The organism is Microbacterium sp. NPDC006705, assembly GCF_044903545.1.
In the GTDB taxonomy this organism is placed as follows: Bacteria; Actinomycetota; Actinomycetes; order Actinomycetales; family Microbacteriaceae; genus Microbacterium; species Microbacterium plantarum.
The window spans coordinates 2,094,394-2,116,333 of the sequence record NZ_JBJDQQ010000001.1; the positions used below are offsets into that span (position 1 = coordinate 2,094,394).

21 protein-coding genes are annotated in these 21,940 nt (G+C 70.2%); 18 read left to right on the forward strand and 3 right to left on the reverse strand.

The window, feature by feature from the left end:
• Window positions 1–138: 138 nt before the first annotated feature.
• The 7 genes from rpmB (at window position 139) to ACI2K6_RS10065 (ending at window position 4,871) form a co-directional block, all read left to right on the forward strand.
• Window positions 139–375: a 50S ribosomal protein L28 gene (gene rpmB / locus ACI2K6_RS10035; protein ID WP_005051771.1), complete on the forward strand. Its 237-nt coding sequence runs from the start codon at window positions 139–141 to the stop codon at window positions 373–375.
• A complete protein-coding gene (gene rpmG, locus ACI2K6_RS10040) occupies window positions 375–545 on the forward strand; it encodes a 50S ribosomal protein L33 (RefSeq protein WP_005051772.1) in 171 nt (56 codons plus the stop codon). Before rpmB ends, rpmG begins: the two co-directional genes overlap by 1 nt.
• Window positions 546–549: 4 nt before the next feature.
• A complete protein-coding gene (gene rpsN / locus ACI2K6_RS10045; protein WP_112617610.1) occupies window positions 550–855 on the forward strand; it encodes a 30S ribosomal protein S14 in 306 nt (101 codons plus the stop codon).
• 139 nt (window positions 856–994) lie between these two features.
• Entirely contained in the window at window positions 995–1,120 is a 126-nt protein-coding gene (locus ACI2K6_RS10050; RefSeq protein WP_269268305.1) for a hypothetical protein, read from the forward strand.
• 2 nt (window positions 1,121–1,122) lie between these two features.
• The gene (locus tag ACI2K6_RS10055; protein WP_404568511.1) at window positions 1,123–2,274 is read left to right on the forward strand and encodes an alpha/beta hydrolase; all 1,152 of its coding nucleotides are present in this window, start codon (window positions 1,123–1,125) and stop codon (window positions 2,272–2,274) included.
• Window positions 2,275–2,485: 211 nt separating this feature from the next.
• On the forward strand, window positions 2,486–2,773 hold the full coding sequence (locus ACI2K6_RS10060; RefSeq protein WP_036304753.1) for an HU family DNA-binding protein: 288 nt from the start codon (window positions 2,486–2,488) through the stop codon (window positions 2,771–2,773).
• A 121-nt stretch (window positions 2,774–2,894) separates the two neighbouring features.
• Window positions 2,895–4,871, forward strand: a complete 1,977-nt coding sequence (locus ACI2K6_RS10065; protein ID WP_404568512.1) for a cytochrome c oxidase assembly protein — start codon at window positions 2,895–2,897, stop codon at window positions 4,869–4,871.
• 6 nt (window positions 4,872–4,877) lie between these two features.
• Here the strand turns inward: ACI2K6_RS10065 and ACI2K6_RS10070 are convergent, their stop codons facing one another.
• Entirely contained in the window at window positions 4,878–6,005 is a 1,128-nt protein-coding gene (locus tag ACI2K6_RS10070) for a hypothetical protein (RefSeq protein ID WP_404568513.1), read from the reverse strand.
• Between the two features lie 42 nt (window positions 6,006–6,047).
• Between ACI2K6_RS10070 and ACI2K6_RS10075 the strand changes: the two genes are divergently transcribed.
• Window positions 6,048–7,427, forward strand: coding sequence for an ATP-dependent RecD-like DNA helicase (locus ACI2K6_RS10075; protein ID WP_112617618.1), 1,380 nt, complete (start codon window positions 6,048–6,050; stop codon window positions 7,425–7,427).
• A 9-nt stretch (window positions 7,428–7,436) separates the two neighbouring features.
• On the opposite strand, the gene ACI2K6_RS10080 is transcribed toward ACI2K6_RS10075, so the two are convergent.
• Entirely contained in the window at window positions 7,437–8,114 is a 678-nt protein-coding gene (locus ACI2K6_RS10080; RefSeq protein WP_112617619.1) for a heme oxygenase (biliverdin-producing), read from the reverse strand.
• 71 nt (window positions 8,115–8,185) lie between these two features.
• Window positions 8,186–8,494, reverse strand: coding sequence for a DUF2470 domain-containing protein (locus ACI2K6_RS10085; RefSeq protein ID WP_274179474.1), 309 nt, complete (start codon window positions 8,492–8,494; stop codon window positions 8,186–8,188).
• Window positions 8,495–8,674: 180 nt separating this feature from the next.
• Here ACI2K6_RS10085 and ACI2K6_RS10090 point away from each other — a divergent pair, with 180 nt between their 5' ends.
• From ACI2K6_RS10090 to ACI2K6_RS10135, 10 genes are all read left to right on the forward strand, one after another.
• A complete protein-coding gene (locus ACI2K6_RS10090) occupies window positions 8,675–9,820 on the forward strand; it encodes a serine hydrolase (protein WP_282501668.1) in 1,146 nt (381 codons plus the stop codon).
• 297 nt (window positions 9,821–10,117) lie between these two features.
• Entirely contained in the window at window positions 10,118–11,815 is a 1,698-nt protein-coding gene (locus ACI2K6_RS10095; protein WP_269268297.1) for an ABC transporter substrate-binding protein, read from the forward strand.
• Window position 11,816: 1 nt separating this feature from the next.
• Window positions 11,817–12,791, forward strand: a complete 975-nt coding sequence (locus ACI2K6_RS10100; protein ID WP_274179472.1) for an ABC transporter permease — start codon at window positions 11,817–11,819, stop codon at window positions 12,789–12,791.
• Complete coding sequence (locus tag ACI2K6_RS10105) at window positions 12,788–13,786, forward strand: ABC transporter permease (RefSeq protein ID WP_274179471.1); 999 nt, start codon at window positions 12,788–12,790, stop codon at window positions 13,784–13,786. Before ACI2K6_RS10100 ends, ACI2K6_RS10105 begins: the two co-directional genes overlap by 4 nt.
• Window positions 13,787–13,803: 17 nt before the next feature.
• Complete coding sequence (locus ACI2K6_RS10110; RefSeq protein ID WP_404568514.1) at window positions 13,804–14,667, forward strand: ABC transporter ATP-binding protein; 864 nt, start codon at window positions 13,804–13,806, stop codon at window positions 14,665–14,667.
• Entirely contained in the window at window positions 14,664–15,554 is an 891-nt protein-coding gene (locus ACI2K6_RS10115; RefSeq protein WP_112617626.1) for an ATP-binding cassette domain-containing protein, read from the forward strand. Before ACI2K6_RS10110 ends, ACI2K6_RS10115 begins: the two co-directional genes overlap by 4 nt.
• Window positions 15,551–16,840 (forward strand): alpha/beta fold hydrolase, encoded by a 1,290-nt coding sequence (locus ACI2K6_RS10120; protein WP_404568515.1) that lies wholly within the window; start codon window positions 15,551–15,553, stop codon window positions 16,838–16,840. The genes ACI2K6_RS10115 and ACI2K6_RS10120 overlap by 4 nt, the downstream gene beginning before the upstream one ends.
• Window positions 16,837–18,279, forward strand: a complete 1,443-nt coding sequence (locus tag ACI2K6_RS10125; RefSeq protein ID WP_404568516.1) for an aminopeptidase P family protein — start codon at window positions 16,837–16,839, stop codon at window positions 18,277–18,279. Before ACI2K6_RS10120 ends, ACI2K6_RS10125 begins: the two co-directional genes overlap by 4 nt.
• Window positions 18,276–21,029, forward strand: a complete 2,754-nt coding sequence (locus tag ACI2K6_RS10130; RefSeq protein ID WP_404568517.1) for a beta-L-arabinofuranosidase domain-containing protein — start codon at window positions 18,276–18,278, stop codon at window positions 21,027–21,029. Before ACI2K6_RS10125 ends, ACI2K6_RS10130 begins: the two co-directional genes overlap by 4 nt.
• On the forward strand, window positions 21,026–21,928 hold the full coding sequence (locus ACI2K6_RS10135; protein ID WP_112617629.1) for a dihydrodipicolinate synthase family protein: 903 nt from the start codon (window positions 21,026–21,028) through the stop codon (window positions 21,926–21,928). Before ACI2K6_RS10130 ends, ACI2K6_RS10135 begins: the two co-directional genes overlap by 4 nt.
• Window positions 21,929–21,940 lie beyond the last annotated feature (12 nt).

Genomic DNA, 21,940 nt, shown 5'->3' on the forward strand with positions numbered 1-21,940 from the left:
CTGTTTGTCTGCGCGCACTCCAGCACGCAGTACGTACCCACTCCCCATCACAGGCCCGAAACGGCCGGATGAGGCGCGGGTGCAGACAAGGGATCTTGGGTGGCACCGTCCGGTGTCACGGTACTAAGGAGAATCACTATGGCAGCAGTGTGCCAGGTGACCGGAGCAGTTCCCGGCTTCGGTCACAACATCTCGCACTCGCACCGCCGGACGAAGCGTCGCTTCGACCCGAACGTGCAGAAGAAGACCTACTACGTTCCTTCGCTCGGTCGCAAGATCACGCTGAACGTGTCGGCTAAGGGCATCAAGGTCATCGACGCCCGCGGCATCGAGTCGGTCGTCAAGGACCTCATCGCGAAGGGTGTGAAGCTCTAATGGCGAAGAAGGCTCAGGACGTACGTCCGATCATCAAGCTCCGTTCGACCGCCGGTACGGGGTACACCTACGTGACGCGTAAGAACCGTCGCAACAACCCCGACCGCATCGTGCTCAAGAAGTACGACCCGGTGATCCGCAAGCACGTCGAATTCCGAGAGGAGCGCTGATCTCATGGCTAAGAAGAGCAAGATCGCGCGCAACAACCAGCGTGAAGAGGTCGTCGCCCGCTACGCCGAGAAGCGTGCCGAGCTGAAGAAGACCCTCGTCGACCCGAACGCGACCGACGAGGCCCGCGAGGCTGCCCGCGTCGGCCTGCAGAAGCTCCCGCGCAACGCGTCGCCGGTCCGCATCCGCAAGCGTGACGCCATCGACGGTCGCCCCCGTGGCCACCTCTCGAAGTTCGGCATCTCGCGCGTTCGCTTCCGCGACATGGCGCACAAGGGCGAGCTGCCCGGTGTGACCAAGTCGAGCTGGTAAGCCAACCCGCGTAGAGCACCGAAGCCCCCGTACCGATTCGTCGGGACGGGGGCTTCGTCGTTCCCGCGCGACGCCTCCTCGGGGAAGAGCCGTGCCGTCCACGGGAACGGGCGTCCGTGACAGCGGCTACGGTCGGAGGATGGACGTCAGCTCGATGATCATGGGTGGCGCGATCGCGTCGGTGATGTGGATCGTCTTCGTGCCGTGGTCGAAGCTCCGGCGGCTGCGCGAGCTCGAGCGCACCGGGCGAACGGACGGAGACTGACCGTGCCGCTCGATCCGTTCTTCGCCGAGCGGCTGCGCACGCACCGGCGGTACCTCCTGCGTCAGGCCTGGCGGTCGGTCACGTCGGCGGTGGCCGAGCGGATGCCGCGGATGCCGCGGTCTCCCGCCGCCGAGGGCGTGCCGGGCACCGCACCCGCGGCGACGTCCGCGGCGGCAGCATCCGCGTCAGCAGGGCGCCCCGAGCCCGCGCCGACCCCCGCGCCGACCCCGGCTCCCGCCAAGCCCGGCGGCAAGCGCCCGCTCACCCCGCGCGAGCGTCACCGCAAGGCGGCGCTCGCCTGGGACCGCCAGGAGCTCCGCACGGTCGGTACACCGGGACCCGGGATCGCCACGTCCGAGCACGTCGTCCCCGTGGCCGGATACCCCGACGTGCGCGTCCGGGTCTACCGTCCGAGCACCGTGGCCGAGGGACAGCCTGCGCCGGCGTGCCTCGTCTTCGGCGGCGGGGCGTTCCGTATCGGCGGCATCGACTACCCGACGGCGGATGCCGCGTGCCGACGCCGTGCCGAGGCATCCGGGGTCGTGCTGATCGCGGTCGACTACTCGCTCGCGCCCGAGCATCGCTATCCGACCCAGATCGAGCAGGCGTACGCCGCGTGGGAGTGGCTGCACGACGAGGCGGCGACGCTCGGCATCGACCCGGACCGCGTCGGCATCTCGGGGTCGTCCGCGGGCGGGAACATCGCCGCCGTGCTGACGCTCATGAACCGCGACCGTGCGCGGCTGCCGGTCGCCGTGCAGATCCTCGAGGTGCCGGTGACCGACCTCACCGGGCGGTTCATCGATCTGCGCGCGACCTACGCGCTCGGCATCCCGGCCTTCATCGCGCTGCGCGAGCTCGTCTCGGTCGCCCGCACGTACCTCGGCGACCGCTCGCGCGCGCACGAGTCGTACGCGTCGCCGATGCGCGCCGATTCGCTCGCCGACCTGCCGCCGGGGGTCATCCTCACGGCCGAGTACGACCCGTTGCGCGGCGACGGTGCGGCCTATGCCGCGAAGCTTCGCCGCGCCGGCGTGGCGGCGAGTGCGACCCGGTACCTGGGCGTCACGCACGACACCCCGATCTTCGTCGGAGCACTTCCCGCCGCGCGTCGCTGGGAGGCGGAGGTCGTCGCCGCCCTCCGGCGGATCTGACCCCCGCGAACGTCACATCCGTCCCACGCGCCCCGAAAACGGGCGACACGCCGGGTGAAAGCGGCGCCCGAAGCCGGTAAATCCGCGAAATTCCGCGGAATCCGCGTATATTCGGGACCGGTCGAACGACCAACCGTGGGACGCGAGTCCCCCGGGAACCACCCACGCTGTCGGCGGCGCGTCCGTCGTCCGCCGTCTGGAGGACAACCCTATGGCTGACAAGTCCATCACCAAGACCGAGCTCGTCGCGAGCATCGCCAGCGCCACCGGTCAGAGCCAGGCCGCCGTCTCGGGCGTGCTCGACTCGCTCTTCACGACCGTCTCCGAGGCCGTCGCCAAGGGCAGCAAGGTCTCGATCCCGGGCTGGATCGCCTTCGAGCAGGTCGACACCGCCGCTCGCACCGGCCGCAACCCGCAGACCGGCGAGGAGATCAAGATCGCCGCGGGCAAGCGCGTCAAGGTGACCGCCGGCTCGAAGCTGAAGGCCGCCGTCAAGTAATCGACGACGATTCACCGGAGGGGGATGCCGACACGGCGTCCCCCTCCGTCGTTCCCGCCCCGCCCGCCGGGGACCTCGCGCCTGCGAGGCTCAGACCTCCCGGCCGCCGTAGGCTGGTGGGGTGGAATCCCGAGCGCAGCGTCTCGCCGGACCGGCGATCCTCGCTGTGTCGGCTCTCATCGTCGTCCTCATCGGCCTCGCGGCCGGAGGCGGCGCCGCACCGCTGCAGCTGCTCGACCCGGGACCGGTCGTGCGCTGGGGCCTGCCGATCATCAAGCTCGTCGTCAATCTGGCGGCAGCCGGCATGGTCGGTTCCCTCGTCGTGGCGCTGTTCGCCCTGCGCGCGGGCGAGCGCCCGTTCGACACGGCCCTCGACACCGCGTCGATCTCGGCGGCGGTCTTCACCGTCGCGAGCGCCGGCACCGCGTTCTTCACCTTCCTGAACCTCCTGGGCGCAGCTCCGAGCGCGAGCGCGGAGTTCGGCCAGCAGCTCGGCCGGTTCCTCGTCGACACCGAGGCCGGGCGCGCCTGGCTGCTGACGACGATCGCGGGCGCGGTGCTGACGGTGCTGACGTTCGCCGTCCGCGGCTGGACCTCGACGCTGATCGTCGGCATCCTCGCCGCCGCATCCCTCATCCCGATGGCGACGCAGGGACACTCGGGCGAGGAGGCGAACCACAACATCGCGGTCACCGCCCTCGCCCTGCACATCGTCGCCGCGGCGGTGTGGCTCGGTGGGCTGCTGCTGCTCGTGATCATCCGGCCCGTCGTCGACCGAGCCGACATGGTCGCCATCGTGTCGCGGTACTCGAGCATCGCCCTCGTCGCGTTCGTCGTCGTCGCGGTTTCGGGAACGGTCCGAGCCGCCGTCGCGATCCTCTCGCCCGCGAATCTCTTCTCGCCCTACGGTGCTGTCCTGCTCGTAAAGGTCGTCGCCCTCATCGCGATGGGTGTCCTCGGTGCGTCGTACCGGGGCCGGCTCATCGCCAAGCTCGCGTCGTCGGGTGCCGCACGCGTGTTCTGGCTCCTCGTGACCGTCGAGATCGTCTTCATGGGCATCGCGAGCGGCGCGGCCGCGGCTCTCGCGCGGACGCCTCCGCCCGTCGACACGACTCTTCCCGAGCAGCAGACCCCGGCCCAGATCCTGACCGGCACCGTGCTGCCGCCCGAGCTGACGATCGAGCGCTGGTTCACGATGTGGGATGTCGATCTGCTCTGGGTCTTCGCCGTCGCGTTCGGTCTGTTCTTCTACCTCGCCGGGGTGCGGCGGCTGCGCAAGCGCGGCGACCGGTGGCCGATCTACCGGACCGCCCTGTGGGTCTTCGGCCTGCTCCTGCTGCTCTGGGTGACCAGCGGGCCCATCAACGCCTACCAGGACTACCTCTTCAGCCTGCACATGGTGGGGCACATGCTGCTCTCGATGGCGATCCCCCTGTGCCTCGTCGCGGGGGCGCCGGTGACGCTGGCGGCCCGCGCCATCCGCAAGCGCGACGACGGGACGCGCGGCGGCCGAGAGTGGATCCTCTGGGCCGTCCACACGCCCTTCTCGAAAGTCGTCACCCACCCCGCGTTCGCCGCGGTCATGTTCGTCGGCTCGCTCTGGGTCTTCTACTACACCGACCTGTTCCGCTGGACGCTGTACGACCACATCGGGCACGAGTGGATGGTCGCCCACTTCCTGATCTCGGGCTACCTGTTCGTGCTGTCGCTCATCGGCATCGACCCCGTGCCCTACCGTCTGCCCTACCCCTTCCGGCTCCTCACGCTCATCGCGGTCATGGCGACCCACGCCTTCTTCGGCATGGCGATCATGATGTCGTCCGGCCTGTTCGCCGCGGAGTGGTTCGGCTCGATGGGCCGCATGTGGGGGCCGACGCCGCTCGAGGACCAGTACATCGGCGGTGGTGTCGCCTGGTCGGTCGGTGAGATCCCGACGCTGATCCTCGCGATCACGGTCGCGATCCAGTGGAGCCGCTCGGACGACCGGATGCAGCGCCGCCGTGACCGGCAGGTCGAGCGAGCCGGCGACACCGAGCTCGACGAGTACAACGAGCGTCTCGCCGAGCTGGCCCGCCGAGACGCCGCGCGCAGCCGCTGACGCCGATCAGCCCTGGTCGGCCGACACCTGGATGGATGCCGTGCCGTCGGGGAGGATCGTGATCTTGCCGGTCAGGAAGAACTCGACGTCCTCCGAGACCTCGTTGAGTCGTCCGTCGTAGATCGAGCGGATGTCGACGTCGATGTGGGCGACCGCGCGGGTGCTCGGGATCGCCCACTGCGCGCCGTCGGGCACGACCTCGATCTCGGGATTCTGTGCGATCGACCACTGCGGGGCGCCCTCGACGCGGTTGCGGACGAAGTAGCCGAACGGGCATCCCGTCGGCTGCAGCACCTGCTGGGTCGCGCAGGAGGCGAGGAACTCGTCGACGCGGTCTTGCACGACCTCGATGAACTCCGGCGTGGGCTCGGTCTGCAGATCGACCGGCACGGATTTCTGCGGGGCATCCGAGAGCACGGCCACTCCGGGCGTCTGTGCCGTCGGGGTGTCGACCGAGATGGAGTAGGCGCCGGGAGAGAACACGAGCATCGACACGGGCACGAGCGGGTCGGCATCCACGCCCTCGGGCGCGACCTGCCGGGTATCGAGCTCGAAGCCGTTGACGGAGAACCGCGTGGCTCCTCGCACCGTGAGGTCGATCGCCGAGAGCGGGCTGTGCGCGAAGCGCCAGGCCGGGGCGACGCCGATCCAGCCGTCCTGCTCGACGTCGAACTGGGTGCGGCCGCGATGACCGTTCGCGAGGTAGGTGACGGTGATCTCGGTCACGTCACCGCGGACGCGCTCACCGATGACCGAGACCTCGGACAGCGGCGCGAGGGCAGCGCGGCGCAGCAGCACCTCGGATGTCGTCGACGGCAGCTCCGCCGCGGCGAGCTCGGCGGAGTCCATGGCGACGCCGGGCAGTCGCAGCGCATCGGCGGCGCTGCCGCTGCTCAGCAGCGACAGGTAGCGCTCGACGAAGGCCGCAGGGCTGTAGAGCGTGCGGTACACCGCGACACCGCCGACGCCGAGCGCGCCGAGGGCGAGCACCGAGAGGAGCCCGATCGCGGTGAGGTCGAAAGCAAGGCGTCGCCGGGCACGTCGCCGGCCCTGTCCGGTCCGTCGCACGCCTCCGGGCGCGCTCGACTCATCGTCGCCGATCGCGGCGTCCGGAGTCGTCTGCGCCTCGTGCACAGCACAAGTCTAGGAAGGCTCACCTGTGGCTACCATGAATCGGTGACCTTGCCGCCTCTCTCCGCTGAGCAGGAGGCGCTGTTCCGTCGCATCGAGACGACCCGAGACCACGTCTTCGTCACCGGACGCGCGGGCACCGGCAAGTCGACGCTGCTGCAGCACCTGGCGTGGAACACCGACAAGCAGATCGCGATCTGCGCGCCGACGGGGGTCGCCGCACTCAACGTCGAGGGTCAGACGATCCACTCCCTCTTCCGGCTGCCAATCGGTCTCGTCGCTGACAGCGAGCTGGAGCAGTCCGAGCCGACCCGCCGCATCCTGAACGCGATCGACACGCTCGTCATCGACGAGATCTCGATGGTCAACGCCGACGTGATGGATGCGATCGACCGGTCGCTCCGGCAGGCGCGCCGACGGCGCTCCGAGGCGTTCGGCGGTGTGCAGATCGTCATGTTCGGTGATCCGTATCAGCTGTCGCCGGTGCCGCCCCGCGGCGACGAGCTGAAATACATCCGCGACCACTACCGGTCGTTCTGGTTCTTCGACGCGCAGGTGTGGGCGGGGCCCAAGGCGGAGGCCGGCGCCATCCGCTCGGACGGACTGCTCGATCTCGGACGGGTCGGCGCCCCGCTGCACATCGCGGAGCTGGGGGAGATCCACCGTCAGGCCGACCCGGGCTTCAAGGAGATGCTGAACGCCGTGCGGTACGGCGTCGTCACGGCCGACATCGCCGCGGCGCTCAATGCGGCGGGAGCCCGCACGCCGCCGCCGCCCACCGGCGACGAGCCTCCCGTGATCACGCTCGCCACGCGCAACGACGCCGTCAACCGCATCAACCAGCGTCACCTCGACGCGCTCACCGGCCCGGTGCAGACGGCGAAGGCCGACGTGAGCGGCGACTTCGGCCGCGGCGAGACGTCGTACCCGGCCGACCCCGAGCTGCAGCTGAAGGTCGGTGCGCAGGTGATGTTCCTCCGCAACGACGTCGCGGGGTACGCCGGCGACGGCCCCCGCTGGGTGAACGGCTCGATCGGCACCGTCACCCGCATCGCGGGGTCGTCGGTGCGCGTCGAGCTCGACGGCGAGGAGCACGACGTCGAGCCCGCGGTGTGGGAGAGGTTCCGCTACGCCTACGATCCCGGCTCGCGCAAGCTGACGCGCGAGATCGTCGCGGAGTTCACGCAGTTCCCGCTGCGGCTGGCGTGGGCTGTGACGATCCACAAGTCTCAGGGCAAGACCTACGACCGCGCGATCGTCGACCTCGGATCGGGTGCCTTCGCGCCGGGGCAGACCTACGTGGCGCTCTCACGCCTGACCTCGCTCGACGGGCTCTACCTGTCGCGGCCGCTCCGGCCCAGCGACATCCTCGTCGATCACGACGTACGGCGGTTCATGGCCGCCGTCCGCGCGGCCGGCATGTGACCGGCAGGGTCACGCCACGACGGAGGCCCCGGATGCCGCTGCGGCCGCGTCCTTCGCCCGCGCGAGGTCGGTGAACAGGTCGGTGTTGAACTGGTAGGCGACGAGCACCTCGTCGATCACCCGCTGCTGCTCGGCCTCGTCCCACGGCGCGGCGTCGAGCTGCTCGCGATAGCGCTCTTTGAACGCGGCCGGATCGGCGATGTCGCCGAAGATGTAGAACCCGATGCCGTTGGTCTCGAACCCGAACTGGCGGGCCATGAGCTTGCCGATGAACAGCCCGCCCGACAGGTCGCCCAGGTACCGGGTGTAGTGATGCGCGACGAAGCCGCCGGCCCAGGTGGCCCCGACCTCGTCGATGCGGGCGACATACCGCTCGGTGGTCGGCAGCGGAGTGATCCGCTCGCGCCAGTCCGGGCCGATGAGGAACTCGAGGTCGGCCTCGAGGGCGGGAAGCCGGGTGAGCTTCTCGCTGATGAACGGAGCGGCGACCGGGTCGGCCGCCATGCGGGATGCCGCGCCCTCGAGCGCTGCGTAGATGAACCAATGCTGCGCGACCAGGGCGACGTAGTCGTCGCGCGTGCCCTTGCCGCGCATGAGGTCGGACATGAAGCCGGCGCCTTCGCTGCCGGAGTGCGCAGAGCTGGACCGCTCGCGCAGAGCGGTCGAGAACGGGATCGGTTCGAGCATGGCCCGACGATAGCACTTAGGTACAGCTAACCTGAAGGTTTTTCGTCGAGCTCTTAACGACTTCGTAACGCTCAGTCGTGCGGGCGCGGCTCCACACCGAGGCGCTCGCAGGCGGCGTCGTAGAGCGCGACGATCTCCCGGCGCACCTCGCGACGCTCCGTGATCGGGCCGCCGGGCCAGGCCACTCGGAGCTCCCGGGTGCCGCCGTCGGCCCGAATCGCCTGCCAATCCCCGCCATCGCCGTCGAAGAACGTCATCGTCGCCGCCGCGGCATCCGGTTCGCCGAACGCGCGCACGATGAGGAGATTGTCGGCGCGGTGATCGTCGTTCATGTGACCGAGCACACCCGAGATGGCGTCGGCGTCGAAAGCGTGTGTCATGCGTCCACCCTAGGTTCGCGGGTTCCACAGGAGCGGTGTGCTTCACTGGAGGCATACATCTCGGGGGGTGGCTCAGGAATGCGTGCGACTCGACGCCGTCGAAGCGCAGGGATCGCCGTTGCGGTCGCGCTCGCGCTCGGTCTTTCGGCGTGCGCTCCGGCGAGCGTCAGCAGTGTCGAGATGCCCCCGCAGGTCGACGGCGAGATCGGTGGCGACACGCGGGCGCAGCTCACCGCCGCGGTCGAGCGCGCGATGGCGATGACCGGCTCGGCCGGCGCGATCGCCGGCGTCTGGGTGCCGTGGTCGGGCGAGTGGGTGGCCGGCTTCGGCACCAACCCCGACGGAACCGAGGTCACCGCAGACGACTCCTTCAAAGCCGGCCCGGTCACGCGCGCGATGACGTGCGACGTGCTCTACGGCATGGCCGCAGACGGCACCGTCGAGCTCGATGACCCCGTGACGGAGTGGATCGTCGGATTCCCCGCCACCCCGGTCGTGACCCTCGAGCAGCTCTGCGACAGCACATCGGGACTCGGGTCGTACCAGCCGCGTCTGCAGGCCAGGTGGGAAGCGAATCCCGCGCGTCCGTGGGCTCCGCATGAACTCCTCGCCTACGGGCTGGCCGCCTCGGGCCCGACGGGCGGCACGTCGTTCGCCAACTCGGACGCCGGATATGTCCTCCTCGGCATGGCTCTCGAGCGGGCCGCGAACAGCACCGCCGCGGAGCTGTTCCAGCGCTACGTCTTCGAGCCCCTCGGCATGGGCGGATCGTCGCTGCCGGATCGGCAGGCCGACGTCGGCCTGCACGGCACGCAGTCGGTGCTGACCCCCGAGGGTGCGCCCGATTGCGCGACGGCTGCGGACCTCACCGCGTGGTCTCCCTCGGCTGGATTCACGTCGTCGGGCGTCGTCACGACGGCCGCGGACCTGGGGCGGTACGCGCGCGCACTCGCAACCGGCCTGCGCTCGTTCGACGACGACCAGCGGTTCGGCTCGCCCATCCCCGTCGGAGAGGGCGTCCCGACCTGGTACACCGTCGACGGCGGCGCGTACCAGGCGGGCACCCTCATCGGCCAGTACGGCTCGATCCCCGGGTATCAGACCGCGGCTTTCGCCGACCGTGAGACGGGCCTGACCGTCGTCGCCGTGCTGAACAACTCCCGCGCCTCGGCCGAGGCGATCCGCGTGCTCGGGTGGGAGCTCGCCGCGATCGCGTCGAAGGCGCCCGCCGCCTCGGGAGAGACCGCCCCACCGGCGGGTCTGCCCTGGACGCCCGAGCAGATGGACGGCGACCTCGCCTCGGTCGCGATCTGCCCGCTTCCCTGACCGCGGCCGCGCTGCCTCGCGAACGTCGGAGGATGTCGCCGGCGTCGGAGTGATGCCGCGAAGGCATCCGATATCGCCGTGATTCTCCGAGTCTCGCGCGCCGCGACCGACGCCCGTCGTGTTTCGGGCGTGTGAAAAGACGGCCGGATCTCGTGACGATCGTGTCACACCGCCCTCCCCGACCCGCTCGACTCGGTAGAACGGATGCAGCGTGATCGTGCAATTGCACATTGCACCGTGATGTTGTTTTATGGACAGCACTCGACGCAATGGAGCAGAGAAAGGGAAGGTCCACCGATGACCACCACCAGGAGATTCGCCGGCATCCTCGCCGCGGGAACGGCCATGGCACTCGCCCTCACGGCGTGCGGCGCCGGCGGCGGCGGTTCGCCGCAGCAGACCGGCACCGACGGCACGCCGCAGGCCGGCGGAACCGTCCACATGCTCCAGAACGCCGACTTCTCGTACCTCGACCCGGCCCGCGGCTGGGACGGCGGCGTCAACGCGTTCTACCGTCTGCTCTACCGCGGCCTCACGATGCAGGCCGCCGGCGACTCGGATGACCCGAACGCCATCGTGCCCGACCTCGCGACGGGTCTCGGCGAGGTCTCCGACGACGGACTCACCTGGACCTACACGCTGAAGGACGACCTCTTCTTCGACAACGGCGACCCGATCACGTCCGCCGAGATGGAGTTCGGCATCTCTCGCGCGTGGGACCCGCAGATCGGCATCGGCTCGCCCTACCTGAAGTCCGTCATCGACGCGCCCGCGGACTACCAGGGCCCGTACGTCTCGGGCGACCTCCCGACGATCGAGACCCCGGATGAGAAGACGATCGTCTTCCACCTCAAGGCCCCGTTCCCCGAGTTCGACAACGTGCTCGCCCAGCCCAATGCCGTGCCCTTCCCGATCGGTTCCGGCGGCGGCGACGAGTTCATCAACGACGTCATCGCCTCGGGCCCCTACACGCTCGACGCTTACACCCCCGGCAGCACCATCAAGCTCGTGCGCAACGAGCACTGGGAGCCCGAGACCGACGACGTCCGCAAGGCGTACCCCGATCAGTGGCAGTTCGACATCGGCATCGACGGCGCGACGATCGACGAGCGCATGATCGCCGGTCAGGGCGCCGACCAGAACGCGATCGCGGGCAAGATCGCGGGCGCCACGCTGCCCCGCATCCAGACGCCGCAGCTGCAGGAGCGTGCCATCACCGCCCCCGCGTACTGCACGACCTACATGTCGCTCAACACGTCGAAGCCGCCGTTCGACGACGTCCGCGTGCGCCAGGCCGTGAACTGGGCGCTCGACCGTGCCAGCATCCAGAACGCCTCGGGCGGGAATCAGCTGGCGGATGTCGCGACGACGATCATTCCGCCCGCCGTCAGCGGTCACCTGGACTACGACCTGTACCCCTCCGACGACAACACCGGCGACGTCGACGAGGCCATGGCGCTGTTGGAGGAGGCCGGGCTCGGCGACGGGTTCGAGTTCACGCTCGACATCCGCTCGAACCCCGTCGCGCAGGCGCAGGCCGAGGCGGTGCAGCAGGGCCTCGAGCGCATCGGGGCGAACGTGAAGCTCAACGTCATCGACACCTCGATCTACTACGAGACGATCGCGACGCCGTCGCAGCAGAACAACGCTGCGATCACCGGGTGGTGCCCGGACTGGGCCTCGAGCGCCAGCACCTTCATCCCGCCGCTGTTCGACGGCGCGGGCATCACCGAGAAGGGCAACCAGAACCTCGCCCAGCTCAACGATGCGGCCGTCAACGACCGGATCGCCGAGATCCGCGCGATGACCGACGTGGACGCCGCCAACGAGGCGTGGGGCGAGCTCGACAAGCAGATCATGGAGCTCGCGCCGATCGCCCCGATGGTGTTCGAGAACGGCATCTTCCTGCCGGGGTCGAACATCGCCGGCTACATCCCCAACACCAACATGACCGACCTCACGATCGTCGGTCTGAAGGACCCCTCGAAGGGCTGACATGACCTTCAGTTCGGCCCCCCTCGAGGTCGAGGCCACGCCGGGCGGTGATCCCACTCTCGATGAGTCGGTGGAATCCCGTCCGGCGTCCGGCCGGAAACTCCTCCGAGGCTTCCTCACCGATGTGCCCGCGATGCTGTCGCTGGCCTACATCGTGCTCGTGCTGCTCATGGCGGTGTTCGCTCCCCTCATCGTCCAGATCAGCGGCTGGTCGCCCTACCAGTTCGACCAGAGCGCGATCGATCCCAACATGGGCGCGATCCCGATCGGGCCGCTCGGCGGCATCAGCGCCGAGCACTGGTTCGGCGTCGAGCCCGGCAACGGCCGCGACATCTTCGCCCGCATCGTCTACGGCGCCCAGGTCTCGATGACGGTCGCCCTCTCGGCGACGCTGCTGACGACGGTGCTCGGAGTCGTGTTCGGGATGCTGGCGGGTTACCTCGGCGGCTGGGTCGACACGGTCATCTCGCGGGTCATGGAGTTCCTCATGGCCTTCCCGGCGCTCATCTTCATGATCGCGATCCTCTCGGCGCTCCCCGCCGACAATCGCGTGCTGCTGCTCGTCGTCGTGATCTCGCTGTTCGGCTGGCCCTACCTCGCCCGCATCGTGCGCTCGCAGACGCTCTCGCTCAAGGAGCGCGAGTTCGTCGAGTCGGCTCGTGCGTCGGGTGCGTCGAGCGTGCAGATCATCTTCCGCGAGATCCTGCCGAACCTCTCGTCGACGATCATCGTCATGGCGACCCTCGCGGTGCCGGGCTACGTCGGCACCGAGGCGGGGCTCTCGTTCCTCGGCGTGGGCGTCGTGCCGCCGACCCCCAGCTGGGGTCAGATGATCGCTTCGGCGGCGCCCTGGTACGCCGTCGATCCCATGTACTTCCTCATCCCGGGCGCCTTCCTCTTCCTCCTGGTGCTCTCGTTCACGACCCTGGGCGACCGCATCCGCGCGCTCGTCGGCAGCGCGGAGGTGCGCGCGTGACCCGCTTCGTCCTCTCGCGCGCGACCGGCATGGTCGTGGTGCTGTTCCTCGTGACGCTGTTCACGTTCGTGATCTTCTTCGTGCTCTCGCCCGACCCGGCGGTGCAGATCTGCGGCAAGAACTGCACGCCCGAGCGCATCGACCAGATCCGGGCGAACCTCGGGCTCGACCAGCCCTTCCTCACGCAGTTCTTCACGTACCTCTCGGGCCTGTTCGTCGGCCGTGAGTACGAGATCGCGGGCGCGACGGTCGCGTGCGGCGCCCCGTGCCTCGGGTACTCGTTCCAGACCGGGCAGCTCGTGGGCGACATGATCGTGCAGCGCCTGCCGATCTCGGCGACGATCGCGATCGGGGCGGCGGTGCTCTGGCTCGTCGGCGGCGTCGTCGGGGGCGTCCTCAGCGCGGTGCGCGAGGGGAAGTTCACCGATCGGTTCATCGCCGGGCTGACGCTCGGGTCGATGTCGATCCCGAACTACGTGCTCGCTCTCGCGCTGCAGTTCGTCCTCGTCGTCTCGCTCGCCTGGCTGCCGTTTCCGCAGGCCGTTCCCTTCGCCGACGATCCGGTGCAGTGGTTCCTGAACTTCCTCATGCCGTGGATCGTGCTCGCGGTCGGATATGCCGCCGTCTACACGCGGCTCACGCGAGCGAACGTGATCGACACCCTGCAGGAGAACTTCGTGCGCACGGCGCACGCGAAGGGGCTGCGGCCGAGCCTGGTGTGGCGTCGCCACGCGCTGCGCCCGGCACTGACCCCCATCGTGACGATCTTCGGGATGGACGTCGCGGGCCTTCTCGGCGGTGCGGTGATCACCGAGACCGTGTTCGGCATCAACGGCGTGGGAAAGCTCACCGCCGACTCGATCTCGTCGAACGACCAGCCGGTCATCATGGCGGTGACGCTGCTCTCGGCGTTCTTCGTCATCGTCGGCAACCTCGTCGTCGACCTGCTCTACGCGGCGATCGATCCTCGCGTGCGAACGGCGGCGAAGGCATGAGCGACGAAAGGATGCCGATGACGGATGACCTCCTGCGCGTCGATGACCTGACGGTGCAGTTCCGCACCGCCGGCGGCACCGCCCGCGTCGTCGACGGCCTGAGCTTCGCGATCCCGCGCGGCGGGGCCGTCGGCATCGTCGGCGAGTCGGGCTCGGGCAAGTCGATGACGAGCCTCGCGATCATGGGGCTGCTCCCGAAGGGAGGCAGCGCTACGGGCTCGGTCACCTTCGACGGACGCGATCTGCTCACCCTTCCCGGCCGGGAGATGCGTCAGGTCCGCGGTGACCGGATCGCGATGATCTTCCAGGACCCCCTGTCGTCGCTGAACCCCTATTACACCGTCGGCACGCAGATCGCCGAGGCGTACCGCTCTCACCGGTCGGGCGTCTCGCGTCGCGAGGCCCGGCGGGTCGCGATCGAGGCGATGGAGCGGGTGCACATCCGGGATGCCGCGAAGCGTGTCGACCACTACCCGCACCAGTTCTCGGGCGGGATGCGGCAGCGCATCATGATCGCGATGGCTCTCAGCATGGAGCCCGAGCTGATCATCGCCGACGAGCCGACCACGGCCCTCGACGTGACGGTGCAGGCGCAGATCCTCGACCTGCTCGCGGAGATCCGTCGCGACACGGGCGCCGGTCTCATCCTCATCACCCACGACCTCGCGGTCGTCAGCGAGGTGACGGAGCAGATCGTCGTCATGCGAGCCGGTCGCATGGTCGAGAGGGGCAGCGTCGAAGAGGTCTTCAGCGACCCGCAGGAGGAGTACACGCGGCGACTGCTGGACGCCGTGCCGCGCATCGACGACGCGATCGGCGAGCTGCGCACGACCGACATCGCGATCGTGCCGGACAGCGAGATCGAGGAGGAGACGGCATGACCGATCAGACCGCGCCGCTGTGCCGCGCGACGGGCCTCGTCAAGGAGTTCGCGAGCCCTGGCGCGACGATGTTCTCGCGCAGCAGTCGCTTCCGCGCTGTGGACGGCGTCGACCTCGACATCCGGCGGGGCGAGACCCTCGCGCTCGTCGGCGAGTCGGGCTCGGGCAAGTCGACCGCCGCGCGACTGATCGCCCGTCTCATGGACACCACGGCGGGGACGATCGAGTTCGAGGGACGGGATGTCACGCACCTGCAGGGGCGCGATCTCCTGGCGTTCCGCAGCGACGTGCAGGTGATCTTCCAGGACCCGTATTCGTCGCTCAACCCCAAGCACACCGTCGAGCGACTCGTGACGGCGCCGCTGCGGTATCAGAACCGGAAGATCCCGGGTGGGGCGCGCGCCTTCACGCGATCGCTCATGGACCGGGTGGGGCTCAATCCCGACCATTCCGACCGCTATCCGGCGCAGTTCTCGGGAGGTCAGGCGCAGCGCATCGGAATCGCCCGGGCGCTCGCGGTCGGCCCGAAGATGGTGATCTGCGACGAGGCCGTATCGGCGCTCGACGTCTCGGTGCAGGCGCAGGTCATCAACCTGCTGACCGCGTTGCAGCGCGACGAGGGCTTCGCGTACCTCTTCATCGCGCACGACCTCGCCGTCGTGCGCCAGATCGCTACGCGCATCGCCGTGATGAGCCGCGGTTCCATCGTGGAGACGGGGGAGCGCGACCGCGTCTTCGAGAGCCCTCAGCACGAGTACACCCGTACGCTGCTCGCGGCGGTGCCCCGCATCAACCCCGAGTGGGACCGCCGCCGGCGCGCCGCCGAGAAGGCCCGCCGGGCCCGCGCGGCAGCCGCGGCATCCGATACCCAGACGGAGGCGTCATGACGAACGAGTACCACCTGCCCGGCATCCGCGTCGCGGAGCGTCGCATCGACGTCCCGCTCGACTGGAGCGGCGGCACAGCAGCGGCCGGCACGATCGAGCTGCTCGTCCGCGAGCTCGTCGATCCCGACCGCGCGCGCGACGACCTCCCGCTGCTCGCGTTCCTGCAGGGCGGGCCCGGCGGGGCGAACCCGCGGCCGCTGCGCCGAGACGGATGGATCGACGAGGCGCTGCGGGACTATCGCGTGGTGCTCGTCGACCAGCGCGGCACCGGGGGCAGCACGCCCCTCGAAGCCGTCGACGTGGCGGGGCTCGACGCCGCGGCCGGCGCTGACCTCCTCGCCCTCCACCGGGCCGACTCGATCGTCCGCGACCTCGAGCACGTGCGCGAGACGCTCTTCGGCGGTCGGCGATGGGCCACTCTCGGACAGAGCTACGGCGGCTTCCTGACCCTCACCTATCTGTCGCTCGCGCCCCAGGCGCTGACGGCCTGTTACGTCTGCGGCGGCATCCCCGGCACCCCGCCGCGCGCGGCCGAGGTCTACGCCCGCACTTTCGACCGCGTCGCGGCGAAGACGGCTGAGCTGTACCGGCGATTCCCCGAGGACGCCACGGCGATCGCGCGCATCGCCGACCGGCTCGCCGAGGGCGACGTGAGGCTCCCGGACGGTGACGTGCTGACCGTGCGCCGCTTCCAGTCGCTCGGGATCGACCTCGGGATGAAGCCCGGCCACGAGCGCCTGCACTGGCTCGTCGAGAAGGCGTTCGCCCGGCCGGGGCGGCTGTCGGAGGCGTTCCTCGCCGACGTGCAGTCGCTCAGCTCCAGCGCCGGCAACCCGCTGTTCTGGACCCTGCAGGAATCGATTTACGGCGACCCGGCCAGCGGGCCGACCGCGTGGGCGGCGCAGGCCGAGCGCGACCGTCGTCCCGAGTTCGACGAGGACCGGCGGCCGCTGCTGTTCACGGGCGAGATGGCCTTCCCCTGGATGTTCGACGAGGTGCGTCTGCTGCGGGGATTCCGGGATGCTGTCCACGCGCTGGCCAGCCGTGCCTCCTGGACGCCGCTGTACGACCTCGACCGGCTCGCCGCGAACGACGTGCCGCTCGCGGCGGCGGTGTACTTCGACGACATGTACGTCGATGCCGGGCTGCAGCTCGACACGCTGTCGCGCATCGGCAACGCCCAGTCGTGGGTGACGAACGAGTTCGAGCACGACGGCATCGGCTCCGGTCGCACGTTCACGCGACTGCGCGAGCTGGTCCGAGACCGCGGAGGAGAGAAGCGATGACCGCTGCCGACACCACCCGTCCCCCCTACGCCGGCACACGATACCCGCGCCTCGCGCAGGTACCGGCGTTCACCGAGTTCGTCTCGCGCGACTGGGCCGACGTGCCGACCAGACCGCACCTGCCCGCGGGTACCGCGGCCGCGGCATCCGCTCATCGCGATCGCCTCAGCGCCGCCCTTCCCGGGCACGTGATCGTCGCCGCGGCGGGGCACGCGCCTGTCCGCAACGACGACGCGCACTACGGCTTCCGCGCCGACAGCGGCTTCGTCTGGCTGACGGCGTGCCAGGTCGAGGGCGCCGTGGTCGTGCTGTGGCCCGCCGCCGGCGGACACGACGCCGTTCTGTACCTGCCGCCGCCGTTCCGCCCCGGCGATGCCCGGTTCTTCTCGGATGCGAACCACGGCGAGCTCTGGGTCGGCCCGTCGGCCGGTCTGCCGGAGTGGGCCGACGCGCTGGGGATGACCGTCGAGCCTCTCGCTGCGCTGGAGCGCCGCCACTCCGAGCTGCGGGGCGCCTCGGCCGCGCGTTCGGCCGCCGCGCTCGCCGCCGAGGTCGGCGCGGAGGTGTCGGCCGAGCTCGAACGTGCGCTCGCCCGCTTGCGCATGGTGAAGGACGAGTGGGAGATCGGGCAGCTCCGCGCGGCCGTCGACGCCACGGTCGCCGGGTTCGGTGCGGTCGTGGCCGAGGTGCCGCGAGCGATCGCCGACGGCCTCGGCGAGCGGTGGCTGCAGGGGACGTTCGACCGGCACGCCCGCACGTTCGGGAACGGGCCCGGCTACTCCACGATCGTCGGGTCGGGAGCGCACGCGCCGATCCTGCACTGGGTGCGATGCGACGGCGACGTCGTGCCGGATGCCGCGCTGCTGCTCGACATGGGCGTCGAGGCCCGGTCGCTCTACACCGCCGACGTGACCCGCACGGTTCCCGCGAGCGGTACGTTCTCGGAGACCCAGCGTGCGGTGCACGACCTGGTCGAGAAGGCGCACCGCGCGGGACTCGACCGCATCCGCCCGGGCGTGGCGTATCTCGATTTCCACTTCGCCGCGATGGAGGTCGTCGCGCAGGGCCTGCACGACTGGGGGCTGCTGCCGGTCTCGGTCGACGAGGCCCTGTCGCCCGAGGGCCAGCAGCACCGGCGATACCTCGCCTGCGGGATCGGCCATCACCTCGGTCTCGACGTGCACGACTGCAGTCAGGCGCACTACGAGGACTACATGGGCGCGGCGCTCGAGCCGGGCGTCGTCATGACCGTCGAGCCGGGCCTGTACTTCCACGCGCATGACCTCACGCTGCCGCCCGAGCTGCGCGGCATCGGCGTGCGCCTCGAAGACGACGTGCTCGTGACCGACTCGGGCTCGGAGGTGCTGTCGGTGGCGCTCCCGATCTCCGCCGCCGAGGTCGAGGCGTGGACGCGCGCGCAGTGGACGGGCGAGCGATGACGGATGCCGCACCCCGCGCGCTGCCGTTTCCCTACGGGGCGGTGCGACTGCAGCCGACGAGCGCGTTCGCGCCGGCCCGTGACCGCATGCTGCACCTCGCCCGGGTCTACCCGATCGACCGGCTCCTCGCGGTGTTCCGGGCGGGTGCCGGGCTCGACACCCGCGGCGCGGAGCCCCCGGGCGCGTGGGAGGGTTTCGGCCATCCGGCGGAGGAGCCGTGGGGTGAGTACGACTATCCCGGTCGTGAGACCGCGCAGACGGCGAACCTGCTGCGCGGCCATTACGCGGGCCATTTCCTCTCGATGCTCGCGCTGGCCGCCGCGGGCGAGGACGACGACGAGCTGCGCTCGCGGGTCGACGAGCTCGTGGGCGGTCTCGCCGAGGTGCAGCAGGCGCTCGCCGCCACCGGGCGATATTCGCACCCGGGGCTGCTCTTCGCCTCGGGGGAGTGGCAGTTCGCGCGGCTGGAGCACTTCGCCCCCTACGGCGAGATCTGGGCGCCGTACTACACCTGTCACAAGCTCATGGCGGGGCTGCTCGACGCGTACGAGCTCGCGGGCAACAAGCAGGCGCTCGAGGTCGTCACGGGCATGGCGCACTGGATCTCGGGGCGACTCGAGAAGCTCGATCACGACCACCGCCAGCGCATGTGGTCGCTCTACATCGCGGGCGAGTTCGGCGGCATGAACGAGACCCTCGCGCGGCTCAGCGCCATCGTCGACGAGCCGCGCTTCCTCGCGGCGGCGCGAGCGTTCGATCAGGGAGACCTGCTCGAGGCGGGGTCGTCGGGCCACGACATCCTCGACGGCATGCACGCCAACCAGCACCTGCCTCAGCTCGTCGGCTACGTGCGCGAGTACGAACTGACCGGCGAACGCCGATATCTCGCCGCCGCGATCGGCGTCTTCGACCAGGTCGTGCCGGGGCGGATGTACGCGCACGGCGGCACCGGGGAGAACGAGCTCTGGGGCCCGCCGCGCACGGTCGCCGGCGACATCGGCCGGCGCAACGCGGAGACGTGCGCGACCTACAACCTCGTCAAGCTCGCCGAGGCGCTGTTCACTCATACGCTCGCGCCGCGCTTCCTCGACTACGCCGAGCGGGCGCGGCAGAACCACATCCTCGGCTCGCGGCGCGCGGTCGACTCCGACGACAGCCCCGAGGTGACGTACATGTTCCCGGTGCACGCCGGGGCGCTGCCCGAGTACGACAACGTCGGCACGTGCTGCGGCGGAACCGGGCTCGAGAACCACGTGGGTCACCAGACCGGGATCTTCTTCCGCGACACCGGCGCGGAGCCCGCGCTGTGGGTCGCCCGTTACACGCCCGCCGAGCTTCGCTGGGACGAGCGCGGCGTGAGCGTCGAGGTCGACCAGGAGCATCCCTTCGCTGATCGCGTCACCCTCCGGGTGCAGACGACGGCCGGCCGTCCGGTGCGGCTCGCGGTGCATCTTCGTGTCCCGGACTGGGTGGCCGGCGGGGCCGAGGTCGCCGTCGACGGACATCGGGTCGACGTCGATGCCGCGCCGGGCGGCTTCGTCACCATCGACCGGACCTGGCGGGGCGATGAGCGCATCGAGCTGACCCTGCCCGCCGTGCTTCGGTCCGAGCCGGCGATCGACGACCCGGGGCTGCGCAGCCTGAGGTACGGGCCGCATGCGCTCGTCGCCCGCGACGAGTCGACGACCCCGATCGAGCGAGCGTGGGATGCGCGTCGGATGCCGGGAGGCGCGACCCGAGCCGACCTCGACGATGTCTCCGCGGCGCTCGCCGCGACCGGCGCGGTATCGATCGCCGGGCTTCGCCACGAACCGGTCTGGAACGGCTCCGACGAGCGGTACCACCTGTACTCGCGAGCCGACGACCGCACGATCGGATTCGCCGGCGTCGAGACGGGGGTCCCTGCTCGGCGGCGCGCCGACGGGACCACACTGATCGACGCCCTGTGGGCCGAGCCCGCGCCGCAGGACGACGCCGAGCTGCTCGACCGCCTCGTCGCGGTGTGCCGCATCGGGATGGCGGACTCGCTCGTGAGTGCTTCCGAGGCGCGGGCCGTCATCGGCGCGGGGCTCGACGCCGGCCTCGGGATCGGCGGCGCGTCGGCCGCGACCGCGGATGCCGCGCGCCGCGCCCGGGACTTCGTCGGGGCGCTCACCACGACGCCGGATGCCGTCATGCCGCCGACCGTCGACATCGTGGTCTCACCCGCGCCGGCGGCCTCGGGCTGGTTCACCGCCCCGCCGACCGTCGAGGTGCGGGCCGCCGGCGTGACCAGCGACCGGTTGCGCCTCGAACTGCGCATCGACGACGGCCCCTGGCGCGCGGTCGACGGTCCCGTCGTCGTCGATCGCGAGGGTGTGGTGCGCCTCGCGGCGCGCGCGGTCGATGCCGACGGGCGGTCGAGTGCCGTACGACGCGAACTCGCGATCGACACCGAGCCGCCGCGGAGCGAGGCTCGGGTGAAGCAGCTCGGCGCCGCCGTCGAGATCACCCTCATCGCGGCCGACGACGTCTCCGGCGTCGATGCCATCCGCTGGGAAGGCGAGGGCACCTTCTGGGCGACGTTCCAGGAGGCCTTCGTGCGAGCGCTCACCGACCACGAGCAGGTGATCGAGTTCGCCGCGACCGACCGCGCCGGGAATGAGGAGGCCCGTCGCCGGATCACGCTTCCGCCCGCCTCGAAAATGGATACCATTGCAATTGCACTGAAATCGGCGCCTGATATCGCCAGATCGGAGAACGACTCATGACCGACCGCAAGCCCTGGCACGGCGTCAACCTCGCGACCACGCTGCCGTTCCACGACGACCTGTCCGTCGATTACGACGCCTACGCCGAGCTCGTGCGCTTCACGACGCAGAACGGCGTGACCGGCATCATCCCCAACGGCTCGCTCGGCGAGTATCAGACGCTCACTGAGGAGGAGCGCAAGCGCGTCTTCCTCACCGCCGTCGAGGCCGCGCCCGACGCCGCCGTCATCCCGGGCGTCGGAGCCTACGGCGCGCTCGAGAGCGTGCGCTTCGCCGAGCACGCCGCCGAGAACGGCGCGCCGGCCGTCATGCTGCTGCCGCCCAACGCCTACCGGGCGAGCGACGACGAGGTTGTCGACCACTATCGCCGGGTCGCCGCGGTCGGCCTGCCGATCCTCGCGTACAACAACCCGATCGACACGAAGGTCGACCTGCGTCCCGACCTGCTCGCGCGGCTGTTCGCCGAGGGGCTCATCGTCTCGGTCAAGGAGTTCTCGGGCGACGTCCGTCACGCCTACGAGATCCGCGAGCTCGCGCCCGGCCTCGACATCTCGATCGGGTCGGATGACGTCGTGTTCGAGCTGGGCCTCAACGGCGCCGTGGGCTGGGTCGCCGGTTACCCCAACGCGATCCCCGCGTCGACGGTCGAGCTCTACACGCTCTCCACCTCCGACGATCCGCAGGACTGGGTGCGGGCGCGCGAGATCTACCGCGACCTGCACCCGCTACTGCGCTGGGACTCGAAGACCTGGTTCGTCCAGGCGATCAAGCTCTCGCAGCAGGTCGCCGGCGTGCTGACGAGCACGACGACGCGTCCGCCGCGGCTGGCTCTGCCCGACGAGGTGGCCGCGCGTATCATCGCCGACACCGAGGCCGTGCTGAGCAAGGGCTACCGCTGACCCGCGGCATCC